Annotated in this window: 18 protein-coding genes; 9 read left to right on the top strand and 9 right to left on the bottom strand. The window is 40.9% G+C overall.

Features of this window, described 5'->3' with window-relative positions:
• Positions 1-240: 240 nt before the first annotated feature.
• Positions 241-336: a photosystem I reaction center subunit XII gene (psaM, locus tag A0J48_RS23690; protein ID WP_096621372.1), complete on the top strand. Its 96-nt coding sequence runs from the start codon at positions 241-243 to the stop codon at positions 334-336.
• Positions 337-589: 253 nt separating this feature from the next.
• Positions 590-1,000, top strand: coding sequence for a slr1601 family putative cell division protein (locus tag A0J48_RS23685; protein WP_200327046.1), 411 nt, complete (start codon positions 590-592; stop codon positions 998-1,000).
• 450 nt (positions 1,001-1,450) lie between these two features.
• On the opposite strand, the gene A0J48_RS23680 is transcribed toward A0J48_RS23685, so the two are convergent.
• Both A0J48_RS23680 and A0J48_RS23675 read right to left on the bottom strand, forming a co-directional pair.
• On the bottom strand, positions 1,451-2,173 hold the full coding sequence (locus A0J48_RS23680; RefSeq protein ID WP_200327045.1) for a tetratricopeptide repeat protein: 723 nt from the start codon (positions 2,171-2,173) through the stop codon (positions 1,451-1,453).
• A 196-nt stretch (positions 2,174-2,369) separates the two neighbouring features.
• Positions 2,370-2,525, bottom strand: a complete 156-nt coding sequence (locus A0J48_RS23675) for a hypothetical protein (RefSeq protein ID WP_200327044.1) — start codon at positions 2,523-2,525, stop codon at positions 2,370-2,372.
• Positions 2,526-2,579: 54 nt separating this feature from the next.
• Between A0J48_RS23675 and A0J48_RS23670 the strand changes: the two genes are divergently transcribed.
• Together A0J48_RS23670 and A0J48_RS23665 are read left to right on the top strand one after the other, a co-directional pair.
• Positions 2,580-3,044 carry a hypothetical protein gene (locus tag A0J48_RS23670; RefSeq protein WP_200327043.1) on the top strand — a complete coding sequence of 155 codons (465 nt, stop codon included), beginning with the start codon at positions 2,580-2,582 and terminating at the stop codon, positions 3,042-3,044.
• Between the two features lie 9 nt (positions 3,045-3,053).
• Positions 3,054-3,608, top strand: a complete 555-nt coding sequence (locus A0J48_RS23665; protein WP_200327042.1) for a glutathione S-transferase family protein — start codon at positions 3,054-3,056, stop codon at positions 3,606-3,608.
• Positions 3,609-3,816: 208 nt separating this feature from the next.
• Here A0J48_RS23665 and A0J48_RS23660 read toward each other — a convergent pair whose 3' ends face one another.
• The 5 genes from A0J48_RS23660 to ebsA form a co-directional block, all read right to left on the bottom strand.
• On the bottom strand, positions 3,817-4,308 hold the full coding sequence (locus tag A0J48_RS23660) for a YajQ family cyclic di-GMP-binding protein (protein ID WP_200327041.1): 492 nt from the start codon (positions 4,306-4,308) through the stop codon (positions 3,817-3,819).
• Positions 4,309-4,558: 250 nt separating this feature from the next.
• Positions 4,559-4,978, bottom strand: a complete 420-nt coding sequence (locus A0J48_RS23655) for an MAPEG family protein (protein ID WP_200327040.1) — start codon at positions 4,976-4,978, stop codon at positions 4,559-4,561.
• A 243-nt stretch (positions 4,979-5,221) separates the two neighbouring features.
• The gene (locus A0J48_RS23650; protein ID WP_200327039.1) at positions 5,222-5,725 is read right to left on the bottom strand and encodes a DNA recombination-mediator protein A; all 504 of its coding nucleotides are present in this window, start codon (positions 5,723-5,725) and stop codon (positions 5,222-5,224) included.
• Positions 5,726-5,837: 112 nt separating this feature from the next.
• A complete protein-coding gene (locus tag A0J48_RS23645) occupies positions 5,838-6,953 on the bottom strand; it encodes a phosphotransacetylase family protein (RefSeq protein ID WP_200327038.1) in 1,116 nt (371 codons plus the stop codon).
• A 180-nt stretch (positions 6,954-7,133) separates the two neighbouring features.
• On the bottom strand, positions 7,134-7,508 hold the full coding sequence (gene ebsA, locus A0J48_RS23640; RefSeq protein WP_200327037.1) for a type IV pilus biogenesis protein EbsA: 375 nt from the start codon (positions 7,506-7,508) through the stop codon (positions 7,134-7,136).
• Positions 7,509-7,837: 329 nt separating this feature from the next.
• Here ebsA and A0J48_RS23635 point away from each other — a divergent pair, with 329 nt between their 5' ends.
• On the top strand, positions 7,838-9,256 hold the full coding sequence (locus tag A0J48_RS23635) for a glycosyltransferase family 2 protein (protein WP_200327036.1): 1,419 nt from the start codon (positions 7,838-7,840) through the stop codon (positions 9,254-9,256).
• 125 nt (positions 9,257-9,381) lie between these two features.
• On the opposite strand, the gene trmB is transcribed toward A0J48_RS23635, so the two are convergent.
• Positions 9,382-10,017 (bottom strand): tRNA (guanosine(46)-N7)-methyltransferase TrmB, encoded by a 636-nt coding sequence (gene trmB / locus A0J48_RS23630; protein WP_200327035.1) that lies wholly within the window; start codon positions 10,015-10,017, stop codon positions 9,382-9,384.
• A gap of 147 nt (positions 10,018-10,164) precedes the next feature.
• On the opposite strand from trmB, the gene A0J48_RS23625 reads away from it, so the two are divergent.
• On the top strand, positions 10,165-11,274 hold the full coding sequence (locus A0J48_RS23625; RefSeq protein ID WP_200327034.1) for a metallophosphoesterase family protein: 1,110 nt from the start codon (positions 10,165-10,167) through the stop codon (positions 11,272-11,274).
• Positions 11,275-11,440: 166 nt separating this feature from the next.
• Here A0J48_RS23625 and A0J48_RS23620 read toward each other — a convergent pair whose 3' ends face one another.
• On the bottom strand, positions 11,441-12,649 hold the full coding sequence (locus tag A0J48_RS23620; protein WP_200327033.1) for an FIST signal transduction protein: 1,209 nt from the start codon (positions 12,647-12,649) through the stop codon (positions 11,441-11,443).
• Positions 12,650-13,154: 505 nt separating this feature from the next.
• On the opposite strand from A0J48_RS23620, the gene A0J48_RS23615 reads away from it, so the two are divergent.
• The 3 genes from A0J48_RS23615 to A0J48_RS23605 all read left to right on the top strand — a co-directional run bounded on the left by A0J48_RS23615 (position 13,155) and on the right by A0J48_RS23605 (position 14,820).
• A complete protein-coding gene (locus A0J48_RS23615) occupies positions 13,155-13,397 on the top strand; it encodes a Calvin cycle protein CP12 (RefSeq protein WP_200327032.1) in 243 nt (80 codons plus the stop codon).
• 450 nt (positions 13,398-13,847) lie between these two features.
• A complete protein-coding gene (locus A0J48_RS23610) occupies positions 13,848-14,438 on the top strand; it encodes a DUF3177 family protein (RefSeq protein WP_200327031.1) in 591 nt (196 codons plus the stop codon).
• 82 nt (positions 14,439-14,520) lie between these two features.
• The gene (locus A0J48_RS23605; protein WP_200327030.1) at positions 14,521-14,820 is read left to right on the top strand and encodes a DUF7734 family protein; all 300 of its coding nucleotides are present in this window, start codon (positions 14,521-14,523) and stop codon (positions 14,818-14,820) included.
• Positions 14,821-14,838 lie beyond the last annotated feature (18 nt).

Raw genomic sequence — 14,838 nt, 5'->3', positions numbered from 1 at the left:
GGGAGCAGGGGAAGCAGGGGAAGCAGGGGAAGAAAAATTAATTCTTCCTCCTGAACTCCTGATAGCGTTCGCGCAGCGTGCCGTAGGCATAGCGTGGCGAAGCCATACTCCTGAACTCCTTCTTCTCAATCATGTTTTTGTTGCATCTTGTAACAAGATATTCCCCAATCTTGGCAAAACAGGGAAAAGTAGTAAACGAAGTGTTAATCATCTAGTTCGATTTTTAGGAGGGTTTCCACCATGTCTATATCAGATACTCAAGTCTACATCGCTCTAGTTGTGGCTTTAATTCCAGGCATTTTGGCTTGGCGTTTAGCTACTGAACTTTACAAGTAACGCCCAGACGTAACACGCCTAAAAGACTAAATTATCCTGGTCATACGCGGTACAACATCCGAAATCTCCCGGCTTTGAGCCAAAAGTATTTTGAGAAAATGTACCTGCGTATGCCAGGTATTTTTTTTAATCCTGTAATACTTGTAGAAATTTACAAAAAATGAAGTAATATGGCAGCTAAATCAAGCCGAAATTAGCGCCAGTTTGTTTTTAATGGTGCTTCCCTTCAGTTAGCGAGACTATTTTTAGTATCATGAATGCTTTTCAACCATCTAAACCACCGCTACAACCAGTAAAACAGCGTCGATCTGCACCTCGACCAAAGAAACATCTCCATCAACGTTCCTACCAGATCATGGCATTAGAAACTACCGCCAAGATAACTGTGAACTTGGTGATTATTACAGCAGCTGTATCAGCTTTAGTACAGTTATTACCTTATCATTGGTTACAACAAGATAAGTTGCGAGAAATCCGTACCGAAGTTAAGCTGATGGAAGCTCGTGTTAGTAAGTTAAGGACAGAATTTAGCCGCAACTTTGATCCCACTCAAGCCAAAACCATCAGACAAGAACAATCATACCGATTTGATCCCAGTCAACGGCAGGTTGTGCTGATTAATCCAGATCGCAAAGAAGTGGAGCAATCATATTCAACACCATGAGGCACATTTACAGCAGCGGTCAGCGGACGCTACGCAGACCTCGCGGTTCAGCAGTCAGCAATCAATCAGCAGGAAAATCCTATTGGTTATGGGTTGGCTACTAAATTGTGTACTTCATTTACTTGCAAGATGCTGTATGTGTTTGGTAATTCAGACTGTATATAAATAGGGAATTAATTTCTATTAGTATCAACAGCTAATAGTTAATGGCTAATTATTGCAGGTTTCTATAGTTATCATCTATTAGCACATCAAAGATACAGAGGCGCTATCTACCAATTCAAATGTGATATCAAATTTTAAAAATAATTTTTTTGATAATAGAGTTTATTTTTATACCCGGCCACAAAATAGAGCGACAGATTAAACCCCAAAACCCAGATAAAATCCTATCTTCCCAATCTTTAATTTTTAATTTTTAATTTTTAATTTTTAATTTGTCTTAAAAATCTACCAATCTGTTTTTTCAGGAAACAGCAACTCAGCTAACCAATTTTCTATTTGTAACCGGAGACGATAACTAGAAACCTCATCATTGTTATCCTGAGAAATCAGATGTGTGAGGGCGCGGTAATAATCAGCGATCGCACAGTTCCAATCACCCCACAGATGATAAGTTCTACCACGTTCAGCCCAAATATTACCTTCTAGCTGACCAAACAGCAGTGAAATTTCAAAATTATCAATTGCGTCTTTGTATTTCCCCAAATCACGCAATGTAATACCTCGGTTAATCCAAGCACGAACGTAACGCGGATTTAAATCCAACGCTTGATCATAGTCAACTAGTGCCGCTGCTAACTCTCCACAAGCTGCGTAGTAGTTAGCCCGGTTATTATAAACACTAGCTAATCTAGGATTTAGTTGCATTGCTATATTGTAGTCACCCAGAGCTTTTTGGAATTCACCACTTTGAAAATAAACCAATCCCCGGTTGTTATAATCAACCGCATTGTGAGGATGACTATCAATAAGCTGGCTTAATAAAGCGATCGCCTCCGTGTAATCTCCTTGATGAGCTAACTTTAAAGCATAAGATCGTAAGTAGTTGTCATCTAGCGAAGATTTGTTACTGTCTTGAACTCCTGTGGTGGGAGACATAGTATTTTTGTTATACCCTTTGTATAGTTTATTTTGCTGACTACCAAAAGCTAAAAAGGAGTAATTATCCATATATTCCTGCCTCAGCAACTTGCTTTGCCAAATCAAACTTTAGTTTTTTGCCTGCTAGTAATTTAGTCACTGTGTCACTTGTTTAGAAGTTTAAACTTAAAGGACAGAGTATCAACTACTTAAGCAATTAAGTCATAAGTCTAATAATATATACTTCACTCCCAAGTCTAATTCCAGAAAGAATTAACATTAATCTTCAAGAATACTCAAGTAGATAGGAGTAACAAGTTGCTAGAATGCGAACAACAAGGGGTGTGGGCGAAGAAATCAATTCAAAATTCAAGAATTTCTGCTTCTTGACTCCTGAAGTGCGTTCACGTAGTGTGCCAATAGCTTGCGTGGCGCAAGCCATACTCCTGACACCTAAACTCCCACCCCTAAATTTAAATTTTGAGAAAATTTTTCGATGACAACAACCATTTCTGATCCTAATGCTTCCGACCTCACAGCCGATGACTACATTGTCATCGGTTTGGCAACTTGCTTCTACAAAGAAGATGGAGAAGTTCATCAAATCGACGTTATCGAGCCTATTCCCTCAGCAGCATTGGAAGCAATATTAAAAGGCATTCCTACTTCATATAAGCTCGCCTGTGCAACAACCTTGGGGTCTATCATGAATGGTGATAAAATTCTCGTACCTCATGGATTTCCAGCGTCGGCACAGATCGGAGATGAATTTATGCTCAGGGCATATTCAGCAGCTCGCACCTACAAGCGTCGTGAATCAGCCCAAACTCTCATTCCTCTTGGCACAACCAAAACCGATCTCAATTATTCTACAGAACGGAAACGGGTATTAAACGCTGCCAGAGTTGTCACTAAGGAAGACAACGTTAAACAACATTCTCACACTCACAAAATTCTTTAATCCAGTAATATGTTAAAACTTTACGGTGGCGCTTTTAGCCGTGCATCAATTGTTCAATGGTATTTAGAGGAACTACAAGTTCCCTATGAGTTTGTGTTGCTAGATATGAAAGCAGGTGAACACCGACAACCTGATTACTTAGCAATTAACCCTATAGGCAAAGTACCAGCAATTGTAGATGGTGATTTCCAACTTTGGGAATCAGGCGCAATTTTGCTGTATCTTGTGGAAAAGTATGGAAACAAGACCCTTTCACCAGAGGAACGCGCTATATTTTCCCAGTGGGTATTGTTTGGCAATTCCACATTGGCTACAGGAATTTTTGTGGAAGCCAACCGTGAAAAAGAAATGCCGAGGTTATTGACTGTCCTAAATGAAATTTTTGAGCGGCAACCCTTCTTACTAGGTAATGAATTCACTGTTGCTGATGTAGCGGTGGGATCTATACTCGGTTATATTCCCATCATGCTGAAGTTGGATTTAACTCCCTACCCAGCCGTTTTGAACTATATTCAGAAGATTTCTCAACGTCCAGCGTTTCAAAAAAGTATTGGTAACAGGTGACACTTCGACTTCGCTCAGTGCATCGCAGGTGACAGGTGACAGGTGACAGGTGACAGGTGACAGGTGACAGAAGGCAGAAGGCAGAAGGCAGAAGGCAGAAGGCAAGAGGTAATATATTATTCTCCCCTGCTCCCCTGCTCCCCATCACCCTACACCCTACACCCTACACCCTACACCCTACACCCTACACCCTACACCCTACACCCTGTTAACGGTAGTTTGTAAATTGCAAAGCCACAGGAAAATCTTCTTGTTTGATTCGCTGAATCACAGTTTGTAAATCATCTTTAGCTTTAGCAGTAACCCGCACAGCATCACCTTGAATTGAAGCTTGCACCTTTTTGAATTCGTCACGAATCAACTTAGAAATTTGTTTGGCAATTTCTTGACTGATGCCTTTTTTGAGGGTAACTTCTTGACGAATTCGGTTGCCGCTGGCAGATTCGACTTTGCCAAAATCAAAGATTTTTTGAGAGAGGTTACGTTTAGCAGCTTTTTCTCGCAAGATGCCTTGTACAGCCTCTAAAGTCATATCACTGTCGGTATTGATAGTAATACTTGTTTCGCCTAACTCGACAGTGGTCTGTGTATCTTTGAGATCGTAACGGCTTTTGATGTCTCGCACCACTTGATCAACAGTATTGACTAATTCTTGACGATCAAAGTCGCTGACAATATCAAAAGAAAAAGTAGAAGCCATAACAGATTTTTGGATGTGAAATGTTGGAATTGGTAATTGGTAGTTGGTGATTGATAATTGGTAAAGAAGGGAATAGGCAAGAGGCAAGAGGCAAGAGGCAAGAGGCAAGAGGCAAGAGGCAAGAGGCAAGAGGCAAGAGGCAAAAGGCAAAAGGCAAGAGTATTCTCCCCCGCTCCCCTGCTCCTCTGCTCCCCTACACCCTACACCCTACACCCTACACCCCACACCCTACACCCTACACCCATCTCACCTATCCTCTAATTTGCATAATACTCAGATAGAAGAGGGTGAAAGAACTAAAAGAGCCTATGCCAAACATGAGCGATCGCAAAACGGGTATATTCACAATATAAAAAATAGAGTATAGCAACCGAGCGACAATAAAGGCGATGGCGGCGATTGCACCAATAGGAGAATTCACTCCTGTTTGATATGCCATTAATGCTGCGGCCGCAAAAATCATAAACACCTCAAAGGAGTTTTGATGCGCCCAGGTAGCTCTTTGGGCATAAGGTGGTAATTGATCAAATAAGGCACGAGGAGCCGCAGGATTATACCCAACCTGGAAGCGACCATAAGCTACCAACAAATATGGCACATAAATCAGAACTGCCGCAGCAGCAATAGAATACAAAAAAATAGCAGGTATAGACAGTTGCAATAAAGACATTAACCTAACAGATATTGGTAGTTGTTGGTCAATACAGCATATTGCAGATCAATCAGGTACAAATTTTTATCAAAAAGCCTTGCAGCAAAAGGGTTTTACTGCTGACGGCTGACCGCTGACTGCTGACTGCTGAAAGCTGCTGTAAAGATTAAGGGATACTGAGTAATTTAGACAAATCATTACCCAGTACCCATTGGTAATTTCCCATCTCTCTCATTGGCTTTGTGAAGACTGTGTTTCACTTTAGTCAAAGTAGAACAGTGTCACCACTTTTCTTTGTTCTTCTGCTTCTCCACAAGTTTGTAACAAAGTGCGACTGTCGTGGAAAGCAAAGCAAATAAGTTGCTGACAACGGGAGACAATCTCCTTGTTGCACAAATAACTTGCTTCACCCAGAGACAGATTGTCATTATTGGGATTTTCAACTAGATGCATAACTTGTTCTAGTTGCTGGCGCGATTCATAAGGCTGACGTTCCAAGCTTTGGGGTAAAATTACCGTTAGCAAATTCGGATCAGCCCTGGTGGCTCCCTTAATGGCAGCTGAATTAGTGCCTGTGGCACCGGAAGTGATGATGCGGTTGCCCGATAAGACTAGGGCATAGGTCATCATTTCAATGAGATTTTGATGAGTAATTGGCACATGACGTGAACCCAACAAGGCAATTCGTTTAGAACCTGTTTGCTGGATTGTCGCCAGTTCTTGCGCTAATGTATCAAGGTTGATGAGGTCTATTGACTGGCTCAAAGATGGAGGTGATCAGATATAAACAACCTTGATATTTTACCAAACAGCGTGTAATTGAGAAGCCAACTAGAGTTACATATTCAATAAATCAGTTAAATAATTCAGACTAAGTTTAAGATACAGCCGTAGCTGGGTTTAATCCTAGTTGAGATAACAAACGGTTAATGTCAAAATGTTCGGACATTAACTGACGGATATACTCGACTTTCAGCGGTTCGTGGACACGAACTTGTCCAAAAGTGCGATGAACAATTTCTACTGTGGTCAAGGTGTCGAGGTCAACAGACAAAATTGGGATTTCTAATTCTTCGGCGCGATTGAGAATAAAAGCTGGAGGTGGTAATTGTCCTGTGAGGATCAGACATTGGGTAGAGGTTTCTAAAGCTGCTTGCTGAATTTCCACACGGTCGCCTCCTGTAACTACGGCTTTATTGCGGCGTTTGCGGAAATACTTGACAGCCGCATTGACATTCATAGCGCCAATCGCTAAACTTTCCACTAATAAATCTAAGCGATCGCTGCGACAGAGAACCTCAGCATTTAACTGTTTTACCAGTTCTTCCACACTGACACTACGGAGTAAGTCACTTTTTGGCAGCATGGCCAATACCGGAATTCCCTGCTGTTCTAAAAATGGACGTAAAATATTGTTACCAGCTTCTAATTGTTCGGCTGGAACTTCGTTAATCACAACCCCAATCAAGCGTTGCCGTTGTCCACCGCATGCATGGTCTATCTGTTTTTGGGCAGACAATAGCGCCTCAACGGAAAGCAGAGATTGATAACGATGTACCAATATGACAGCAGCATCCAAAACTTCAGCAACTTGCAGCAAAGACAAGCCAAACAAATTACCTTCTGGTAAATTACCAGGGCCTTCCAACATTACCAAATCACCTCTTGGTATTTGTAAATAATGCTGTATCAGTAACTGTTGATAATTAGTTTGATCTTCGCCACGCAAGCGTTTTTGGACACTGACCTCATTCAAAGCTAACAGAGTCGGTGCAACACGGTTTTCCGAGAGTTTTAGGCTCCCAGTAATAAACTGGACATCTTCTTCAACTACGGTGCCATCAAAGGTATGCAAACAAGTACCTAATGGTTTGCCGTAGGCTATATCAAGTCCTTTTTGCTGAAGCTGATGAGACAAACCTAAAACTGTTGCGGATTTACCACTATAACTCTCTACTGATCCAATCAGCAAATATTTAACAGATGTTGGCACGCCATGCACTCCTAATTTCAAAAGTCTGTTGAACTCAACCAGGTGTTTCCTAATTTTAGCTGAACCCACAGCGGCCGTTGATTAAAACCAAGAGGCAAGAGGCAAGAGGCAAAAGGTGGCTTATGGTAATTAATTTTTTCCTATGCCCAATGCCCAATGCCCAATGCCTTCCATCCATTTTCACTCGTCCACGCTTAGCAGTTTGCGGTAAAAAGCTGTGGAAAAGTCACTAATTTTTTGTCGTCTATAGTTTTCCATTAGTTCAATTAAGAAATTAATAAACTCAAAACTAGCCATCCTCACTTCATAACTTAAATCCGCATTGCCATCAAACTGTATTCGGCAACGGGTCAGTTCTGAAGGTAAGGTAGCAACATTCCAGGTAGCGATAAAGGGAATATTGTCACTGCCTTCTATTTTGCGGTGTCCTTCCACAAAGCCTTTTTGATAAAGACTGATGGCATAGGGCAAGAAATTCCGTTTGCTTTGCTGGATGTATGGTAGATAGACTGTCGCTTGTTGCTGACTTACAGGCTGGAGTTGGTCGATAGACATCGTTAAAGATTCCTCAAGTTAGCTAATAACTAGGGAGATGGAGTTGTCTTCCATAGTATTCCCATAAATATTTGTACAATACACACACTGAAAAAATTATGTGTACTTGTGTTAAAATAAATACAAAAAGTAAAAATGAATAATTAAAAATTAAAAATTAAAAAAACTGAGGACTTACGCAGTCAGTTGAGTCGTGGAAAGAGTTAGTGGCCAGAGGATGTCAAACACCTGCTCTTAAATAGCAATTTGGTTTAAATATGTATGCTTTTTGGAATTATATTAAGAACAGTTAACCTTAGACAAATACTGGATTTTCAATCAAAATCACTATGCCAGAGAATTCCTGGCCGGAAAACAACGCTGACAACGGAAATTCTGATCCGCTTAACTCCCTGTTGTCCGACCTTTCGGCAGAAGACGAGTCAGTGCTAAAACCAAATTCTGTATCTTTACAATCATCTCGATTTCAGGGGCGCAGACCAAAAGCTGCACTAGTTTTGACTGTTGTCTGGAGTGGGACGATCGCTTTACATTTAGTTTCCTGGGGTTCTATCTTTATTCTTGGACTGACAGCTATCTTAAGCATTCATGCTTTCAGGATTATTTTTGCTAGACCCCGCCACCATCACAAAGAAATACAGGGAGATTTACCTTGTGTATCTGTGTTAGTAGCAGCAAAAAATGAGGAAGCAGTTATTGGCAGATTGGTTAAGAGTCTTTGTAGTCTGGAATATGCCAATGGAGAATATGAAGTATGGATCATTGACGATAACAGCACAGATAATACACCGCATTTGTTAGCAGAATTACAGCAGGAATACAAGCAACTCAAGGTACTTCGGCGTTCACCCCAAGCTACTGGCGGTAAATCAGGTGCTTTGAATCAGGTGCTACCAATGACAAAAGGGGATATCGTTGCGGTATTTGATGCCGATGCCCAAGTTAACTCAGATTTACTCCTACAGGTAGTGCCTTTGTTTCAAAAAGAACAGGTGGGGGCGGTGCAAGTGCGAAAAGCGATCGCCAATGCTAGAGAAAATTTTTGGACTAAGGGACAAATGGCAGAAATGGCTGTTGATACCTGGTTTCAACAACAACGTACTGCCATTGGTGGCCTGGGTGAATTGCGGGGCAATGGTCAATTTGTCCGTCGTCAAGCTTTGGATAGCTGCGGTGGTTGGAATGAGGAAACTATCACCGACGATTTAGATTTGACTATTCGTCTGAATCTGGATCAATGGGATATTGAATGTATGTTCTATCCTCCTGTGCAGGAAGAAGGTGTGACAAATGCGATCGCTCTTTGGCATCAACGCAACCGTTGGGCTGAAGGTGGTTATCAGCGTTATTTAGATTACTGGGATCTAATCCTCAAAAACCGCATGGGGACGCGGAAAACTGTGGATTTACTGATTTTTCTGCTGATTATGTATATTTTACCGACAGCAGCAGTACCCGATTTATTAATGTCAGTCATTCGCCATCGTCCACCCATATTAGCACCTGTCACTGGTTTGTCGGTAACGATGTCTTTTGTGGGAATGTTTGCTGGGTTAAAGCGGACACGCCAAGACCAGAAAACATCTAACTATTTTGTGTTACTTCTACAAACTATTCGCGGCAGTATTTATATGTTGCATTGGTTGGTAGTTATGAGTAGCACTACTGCCCGGATGTCGGTTCGTCCCAAACGTTTAAAATGGGTAAAAACTGTACATACAGGTGTGGATAAGGTTTCTGAACATTAATACCACAGCAATCAGCGGTTAGCGGTTAGCAGTCGGCTTTTAAAGGAACTTCCTTAACGCTGAATATGCTGAGACATCTATTTTGAATTTTGAATTGGTATTATTGCTAACTGCTGATAGCTTCTCTATCTCCTGACAAACAAAGCTCGATAAACTGGTTCACCTTTTTTTTGTGTTGCTATTTCTCGTTCTGTGGGAACAAGAAGCGGATTTTCTGCTAACCATTCTTCTGTACCCATTTTCTCAAATGCGGGATTTTCACGAAAGCGATCGCACATTTCTACAGCAATAAATTTTTGATCTGATTGTAAAAATACGACTCCACCCACAGCTAAATAATTAGCTAATTCTGTTACTAACTCTGGTTGCACTACACGCCTTTTTGCGTGACGAGTTTTAAACCAAGGATCAGGAAATTGAATTGTTACCCTCTGCAAAATTCCTGATGGCAAAGTAGATAAAATCGGTGCTAAGGAATTATTTACATTACAAAACAAATAATGCAAATTAGTTAAACCTAACTCAGAACCTAACCTATTCGCTTCTTCTACCAAAGGTTCTCTAATTTCCAAACCCAAAAAATTCCAGTTTGGTTCTATTGGTGCCATTTGTAGTAAAAACCTACCCCTAGCACATCCAATATCTAAATGTAGCGGTTGGTTGGGTTGTGCATAAACTTGTTTCCATGAGGGGGGATCAATTGGACTTTGAAACTTTCTTGCTAGTGGGTTAACGTGCTGACGCACTCGTATCAAAGGCAAAATCAACTCTCCTTAAAGTTAACAAAATTAAACATAAATGTATACAAATATTAAGTATACCTGCTGCTACGCAGTCAGACAAAGCAAGAGTTATACTTTTGAGAAAAGAGCATTTGCACTTCTGCTTTTAACATTTTCTTAAATCTAATGGATATCAATTTTCGCTTTGCCATTGTTAGCGACTTACACATTGGTCTTCCGCACACAATATGGGATCATCCCAGCCGATTTCATCTAGTAGAAGTTAGTATCCCCGCATTTGAAAGTGTACTAGAACATTTAACACAACTTGATTTAGATTTTCTCTTAATTCCTGGAGACTTAACCCAACACGGTGAACCAGAAAACCATGCTTGGTTAACCAAAAGATTATCTCAGCTACCTTTTCCAGTGTATGTTGTTCCTGGTAATCATGATGTTCCTGTATTAATGGCAAATGAGCAATCAATCGCTTTTGCTGATTTTCCCCATTATTACCGGAAGTTTGGTTATGAAAATCCAGATCAATGTTACTACAATCATCAAATCCTACCAGGAGTAAGACTGATTGGTTTAAATTCTAACTCCTATGATCACGAAGGTAAGCAGATAGGAAGATTGGATGACCAGCAATTCAAATGGTTAGAAGCAGAATTGGCAACTATTACCGATGAACTGGTTTTAGTAATGATACATCATAACGTAGTTGAGCATTTGCCTAATCAATCAAATCATCCAATGGCAAATCGCTATATGTTAGAAAATGCACCACAACTTCTCAAGTTACTACGTAAACATGGAGTAAGATTAGTATTCACAGGGCATTTGCACGTTCAGGACGTAGCTTATGCAGAGGGAGTTTATGATATTACCACCGGTTCATTAGTCAGCTATCCCCATCCTTATCGGGTTCTGGAGTTTCACCGAGATCATCTCCGTAGGGAATGGTTGCAGATAGTATCTCATCGTGTCGAATCAGTACCAGATTTTCCCAATTTGCAACATTCCTCACGGCAATGGATGGGCGATCGCTCTTATCCCTTCCTGATTAAGTTACTTACCTTACCACCCTTAAATTTACCATTAGCCCAAGCACAAGAACTAGCTCCTGATTTGCGCGACTTTTGGGCAACTATAGCCGATGGAGATGGAGTTTTAGACTACCCAGACTTTCCCCCAGAAGTTCGTCGTTACATTCAAAAATATGGCGCGATTACTCATACTGGTCATCCAGCCTCAATTGATAACAATAGCAAGCTGTTGCTTAGGGATTGGTGATTGGGCATTAGGCAAGATCAAGTCAAAAGTCAAAAGTCAAAAGTCAAAAGTCAAAATTAAATAACTCTTTTCTCCCCTGCACCCTGCCCCCTGCCCCCTGCCTCTTCTTCCCCTGCTTCCCCTACTTCCTCTGCTTTCTTCACTGTCACCTGTCACCTGTCACCTGTCACCTTCTTCGGCAAATTGCAAATACTGAAGTGTAACCGTGAAGGAAAGTTCTGCCACTTACAGGGCCAATTTCACCACCACAGAAACAACCTCCCACTGGGATATTTTGGTAGTAACGCTGAAATAGTTGAGAATCAAAGTTGGGTTTGCCGTAGAGTCCTGCCCCACGTCCCACACAACTAAACATGAGGGCAGCTAAAGGAGAAGATTCACCACTGCCTTGTCCTTGATGCTCTTGGAGGAGAAATTCTAGGTCTTCAGCTGAGGCTTGAGCATCCCGCAGGTGAAATTGTAACCTTTGACCGGGACGGACACGATCTCCAATTGCGATCGCCCCAGCGGATGGATCTACTCCCAGTAAGTTGCGAATTAAAAAATCTCCTTGCTTTAAAGACAACTTAAACTCATTCATTGCCAAACCGACAAACAGAGAATGCTGTGCTAGGATTTTTTCTTCTTCACTGAGACTACCAATCAAATCCCGCAACACAGTTAAAGGTACTTGTTCATCCAACTCCAGAATAATATTGCGTTCCGCTTTAGTTACCTGTAATGGTTTACCAATTGGTCGGCATCCTTGAGCGACAATTGTGTCCAGTACAATATCACCAGTCAAAGCTAAACCTACCGTACCCTGACGATAAAGGCGATTATTACAGAATAGGGCAATGCGATCGCTGACAAAGCCACCACTAGCCTGTCCCCCCACAATTACCGAACCAGGGTAAGCAAAATCCAACCCTTGCAACAAGTCATTAGTTCCTGACGAAAAAGCACTAGACAATAAAATGAACTGGGGTACTGGAGATGGTGGCACACCCACTAAATCAACCCAAGCATCTGGAGAACTATCCAAATCAGGTAACTGATCGCCCAAAATATGAAAAGCTCGAATATCCACACCAGGTAAATGAGCCAAAGTCAAGCTGATAGCCGGTTCTGCTTCTATTTCTTGAGTTTTGCTTTGTGATATTGTACCAATCACACCCGCAGCACTACAGCCAATCAACACAGGAACTGAAAGTTTTTCAGCCAACAACGGCAAAAGTCGGGAATACTCACTTGTAAAAGCAGACGAAATAAATACCAGCCCCAGATCCGCAGGTGCTGTTAAAGACGAAACAGCCTTTTGTACCACATCTGTCACAGCTGCTTCTAAAGAATGATGGGTTGATAGGGCATTTGCCCATTGCATTTGGTCTGCCATGTGTTTTGGAATATTCTTTGTGTTGAGGCCAGTAGTTTGTGGGATTTGGGGTGTAAGGGTGTAGGGGAAGAATAACCTCTTGCCTCCTTCATCCTTAGGAATTCAAATATATTGTATGATTTTTTTTCTCTAGACCTATCACTACAAAATCTTAAAACATTAACAGAAACACGGTACACGATGGGTAATCTGCTGTATTCTAAAACTTCTGCTAATATGCAGACAAATTACTATAGGACTCCTATTGGATTTTTGAGAAAATTCCGTACACAGGAAGTTTGGTTCTTTCCTATTCCCTATTCCTGCCCTAACGAGTAATTATAGCTACGCCAAGCTACGCTATCAGCAATCAAACCGGTTTGCTGATTGATGATCGGATTAAACAACTGGTTGAATACGAACTGATCAGCTCAGTGGTTAGAATAGTAAGCGACTAATAGAGCAAAAACAGTAATTTTTGTTTTTTTCTACACTGGTATAAACAAGACATAGCGAGATCAAGACAATGACCAACATTCAAGAAAAAACAACCGACATCCAAGAACAGATCCAAGACGAGATTGAACAAGCTCGTGTTGTCTGTGATATTAACGGTAGCAACTCCGCAGAGTGCGCTGCTGCTTGGGATGCAGTCGAAGAGTTGCAAGCAGAAGCTTCTCACCAGCGTCAAAACAAGCCCAAAACATCTTTAGAAAAATATTGTGATGCTAACCCAGAAGCTGATGAGTGCCGACTTTACGAAGACTAGAAATTAAGCTAATGGCTTTTGCTTTAGTCTAGAGGAGCAAGCAACCAACATCCATAAACTGAATATTCTGCACTTTCAACACACTTCCATAGAAATCTCCCTTTTCGCCCTGCAACATCTCTGGACTGGGCAAAACAACAGGTTTATAGACAGGAAGAGAATCAACCAAAGTCCAGCCAGTCCACACAAATCTACCTAAATGTGGGTATGTTAGATTAACAACTCATCAGGGTAGAAGTCTCAATTTACCCTGATAGCTTTGGACTTGAGTGGAGAATATCAGCTACAGATGCCAGTGTTGCTTGCTTTTTTGCCGAATAGTTTTGACGTAGAATGTAGAATCTCCGTGGCTTTAGCCCGGAAAGTGTCAATAAAAGCAAAACTTTTTGCTGTGATTAAAAAATCAAATCATAGATAAATAATATTATCATCTATCAACTGACAAAAGTTATGCCACAAGTTTGGTTTCGCCCTTATGTCTGGATGGACTACAGATTAGCTTTATTATTTGCCTTAGTTATTCCCCTAATTCTCCTGATTTGGGCATTTGTGCAGAAATCAGAAGGAATACAACGCTTGTTGATGATTTACTGGCGAGTAGCAAGTCTGTTGGCAATAACAATTTATTTAATGATTGGTGGTTTGGCAGTCAGTTTTATCTCTGGCTTAATGGCTCGTGTTCTTATTCCCATTTCTCTGTGGTTTTGGGTTGATCTTAATGATGAAATTGAGTATCAACCTAACAGTCTATTAAAGTTGGTTTTCACATCTTGGCGTTGGGCAATGACTATTTACTGCGCTTTGGGGATCATAGGCTTTGCACCTTTTTTGGGTTGTGCTTTTTCAGCAAATGCCCTGACTACTCCATACTGTAGCGTCTGGTTGGAAGCCCCCTTAATGTTTAAAGACTATTTTCATCATAATAGCAAACCTGCCCTATTAGGATTCATAGGTATACTTGGTTTAGTTATTTATGTGGCTTATTTAAGCTATTTTGTAGTCATCAAGCTAGGTAAGAAAGGACGTTCAGCAACACAATAAAAAAAAGATAAAATATGCAGTTGAATTTTCTAGTTAATGATATTACTGCATATAGTTAATAAAACTTTACTGTGTTCTCTTGATGAATAGTTCGATTAGTAAACGCCTGGAACAATATACTTTCAAACGACCACAAGAAGTTCTAATAGTATCTATAACTATTGCTGATGAGGAAGATAAAATAGCAGTTTTTAAAGGCTTTTCTAGTTCTTTAATGCGCTCAACGGCATTTGACCCGGATGTACCCGTACTACCAGATGAAGCAACAATTATCAGCATTGATCGCATCGCTAGTCCTTATAATCCTGAATCACCCCGTTACATACAACAAGGTATTTCTTGGGCAGCTATGGAAGCTTTGTTGTTAGAAGTTGGAGTTTAAAATACAGGGGTGTAGGGG

Source organism: Sphaerospermopsis aphanizomenoides BCCUSP55 (genome assembly GCF_001586785.1).
Classification (GTDB): Bacteria; Cyanobacteriota; Cyanobacteriia; order Cyanobacteriales; family Nostocaceae; genus Sphaerospermopsis_A; species Sphaerospermopsis_A aphanizomenoides_A.
This window is presented reverse-complemented; position numbering and strand designations above follow the sequence as displayed.

Coding starts and splice junctions, on each gene's coding strand:
- psaM (WP_096621372.1), top strand. CDS start 241: ATGTCTATATCAGATACTCAAGTCTACATCGCTCTAGTTGTGGCTTTA.
- A0J48_RS23685 (WP_200327046.1), top strand. CDS start 590: ATGAATGCTTTTCAACCATCTAAACCACCGCTACAACCAGTAAAACAG.
- A0J48_RS23680 (WP_200327045.1), bottom strand. CDS start 2,173: ATGGATAATTACTCCTTTTTAGCTTTTGGTAGTCAGCAAAATAAACTA.
- A0J48_RS23675 (WP_200327044.1), bottom strand. CDS start 2,525: ATGGCTTGCGCCACGCAAGCTATTGGCACACTACGTGAACGCACTTCA.
- A0J48_RS23670 (WP_200327043.1), top strand. CDS start 2,580: ATGACAACAACCATTTCTGATCCTAATGCTTCCGACCTCACAGCCGAT.
- A0J48_RS23665 (WP_200327042.1), top strand. CDS start 3,054: ATGTTAAAACTTTACGGTGGCGCTTTTAGCCGTGCATCAATTGTTCAA.
- A0J48_RS23660 (WP_200327041.1), bottom strand. CDS start 4,308: ATGGCTTCTACTTTTTCTTTTGATATTGTCAGCGACTTTGATCGTCAA.
- A0J48_RS23655 (WP_200327040.1), bottom strand. CDS start 4,978: ATGTCTTTATTGCAACTGTCTATACCTGCTATTTTTTTGTATTCTATT.
- ebsA (WP_200327037.1), bottom strand. CDS start 7,508: ATGTCTATCGACCAACTCCAGCCTGTAAGTCAGCAACAAGCGACAGTC.
- A0J48_RS23635 (WP_200327036.1), top strand. CDS start 7,838: ATGCCAGAGAATTCCTGGCCGGAAAACAACGCTGACAACGGAAATTCT.
- A0J48_RS23625 (WP_200327034.1), top strand. CDS start 10,165: ATGGATATCAATTTTCGCTTTGCCATTGTTAGCGACTTACACATTGGT.
- A0J48_RS23620 (WP_200327033.1), bottom strand. CDS start 12,649: ATGGCAGACCAAATGCAATGGGCAAATGCCCTATCAACCCATCATTCT.
- A0J48_RS23615 (WP_200327032.1), top strand. CDS start 13,155: ATGACCAACATTCAAGAAAAAACAACCGACATCCAAGAACAGATCCAA.
- A0J48_RS23610 (WP_200327031.1), top strand. CDS start 13,848: ATGCCACAAGTTTGGTTTCGCCCTTATGTCTGGATGGACTACAGATTA.
- A0J48_RS23605 (WP_200327030.1), top strand. CDS start 14,521: ATGAATAGTTCGATTAGTAAACGCCTGGAACAATATACTTTCAAACGA.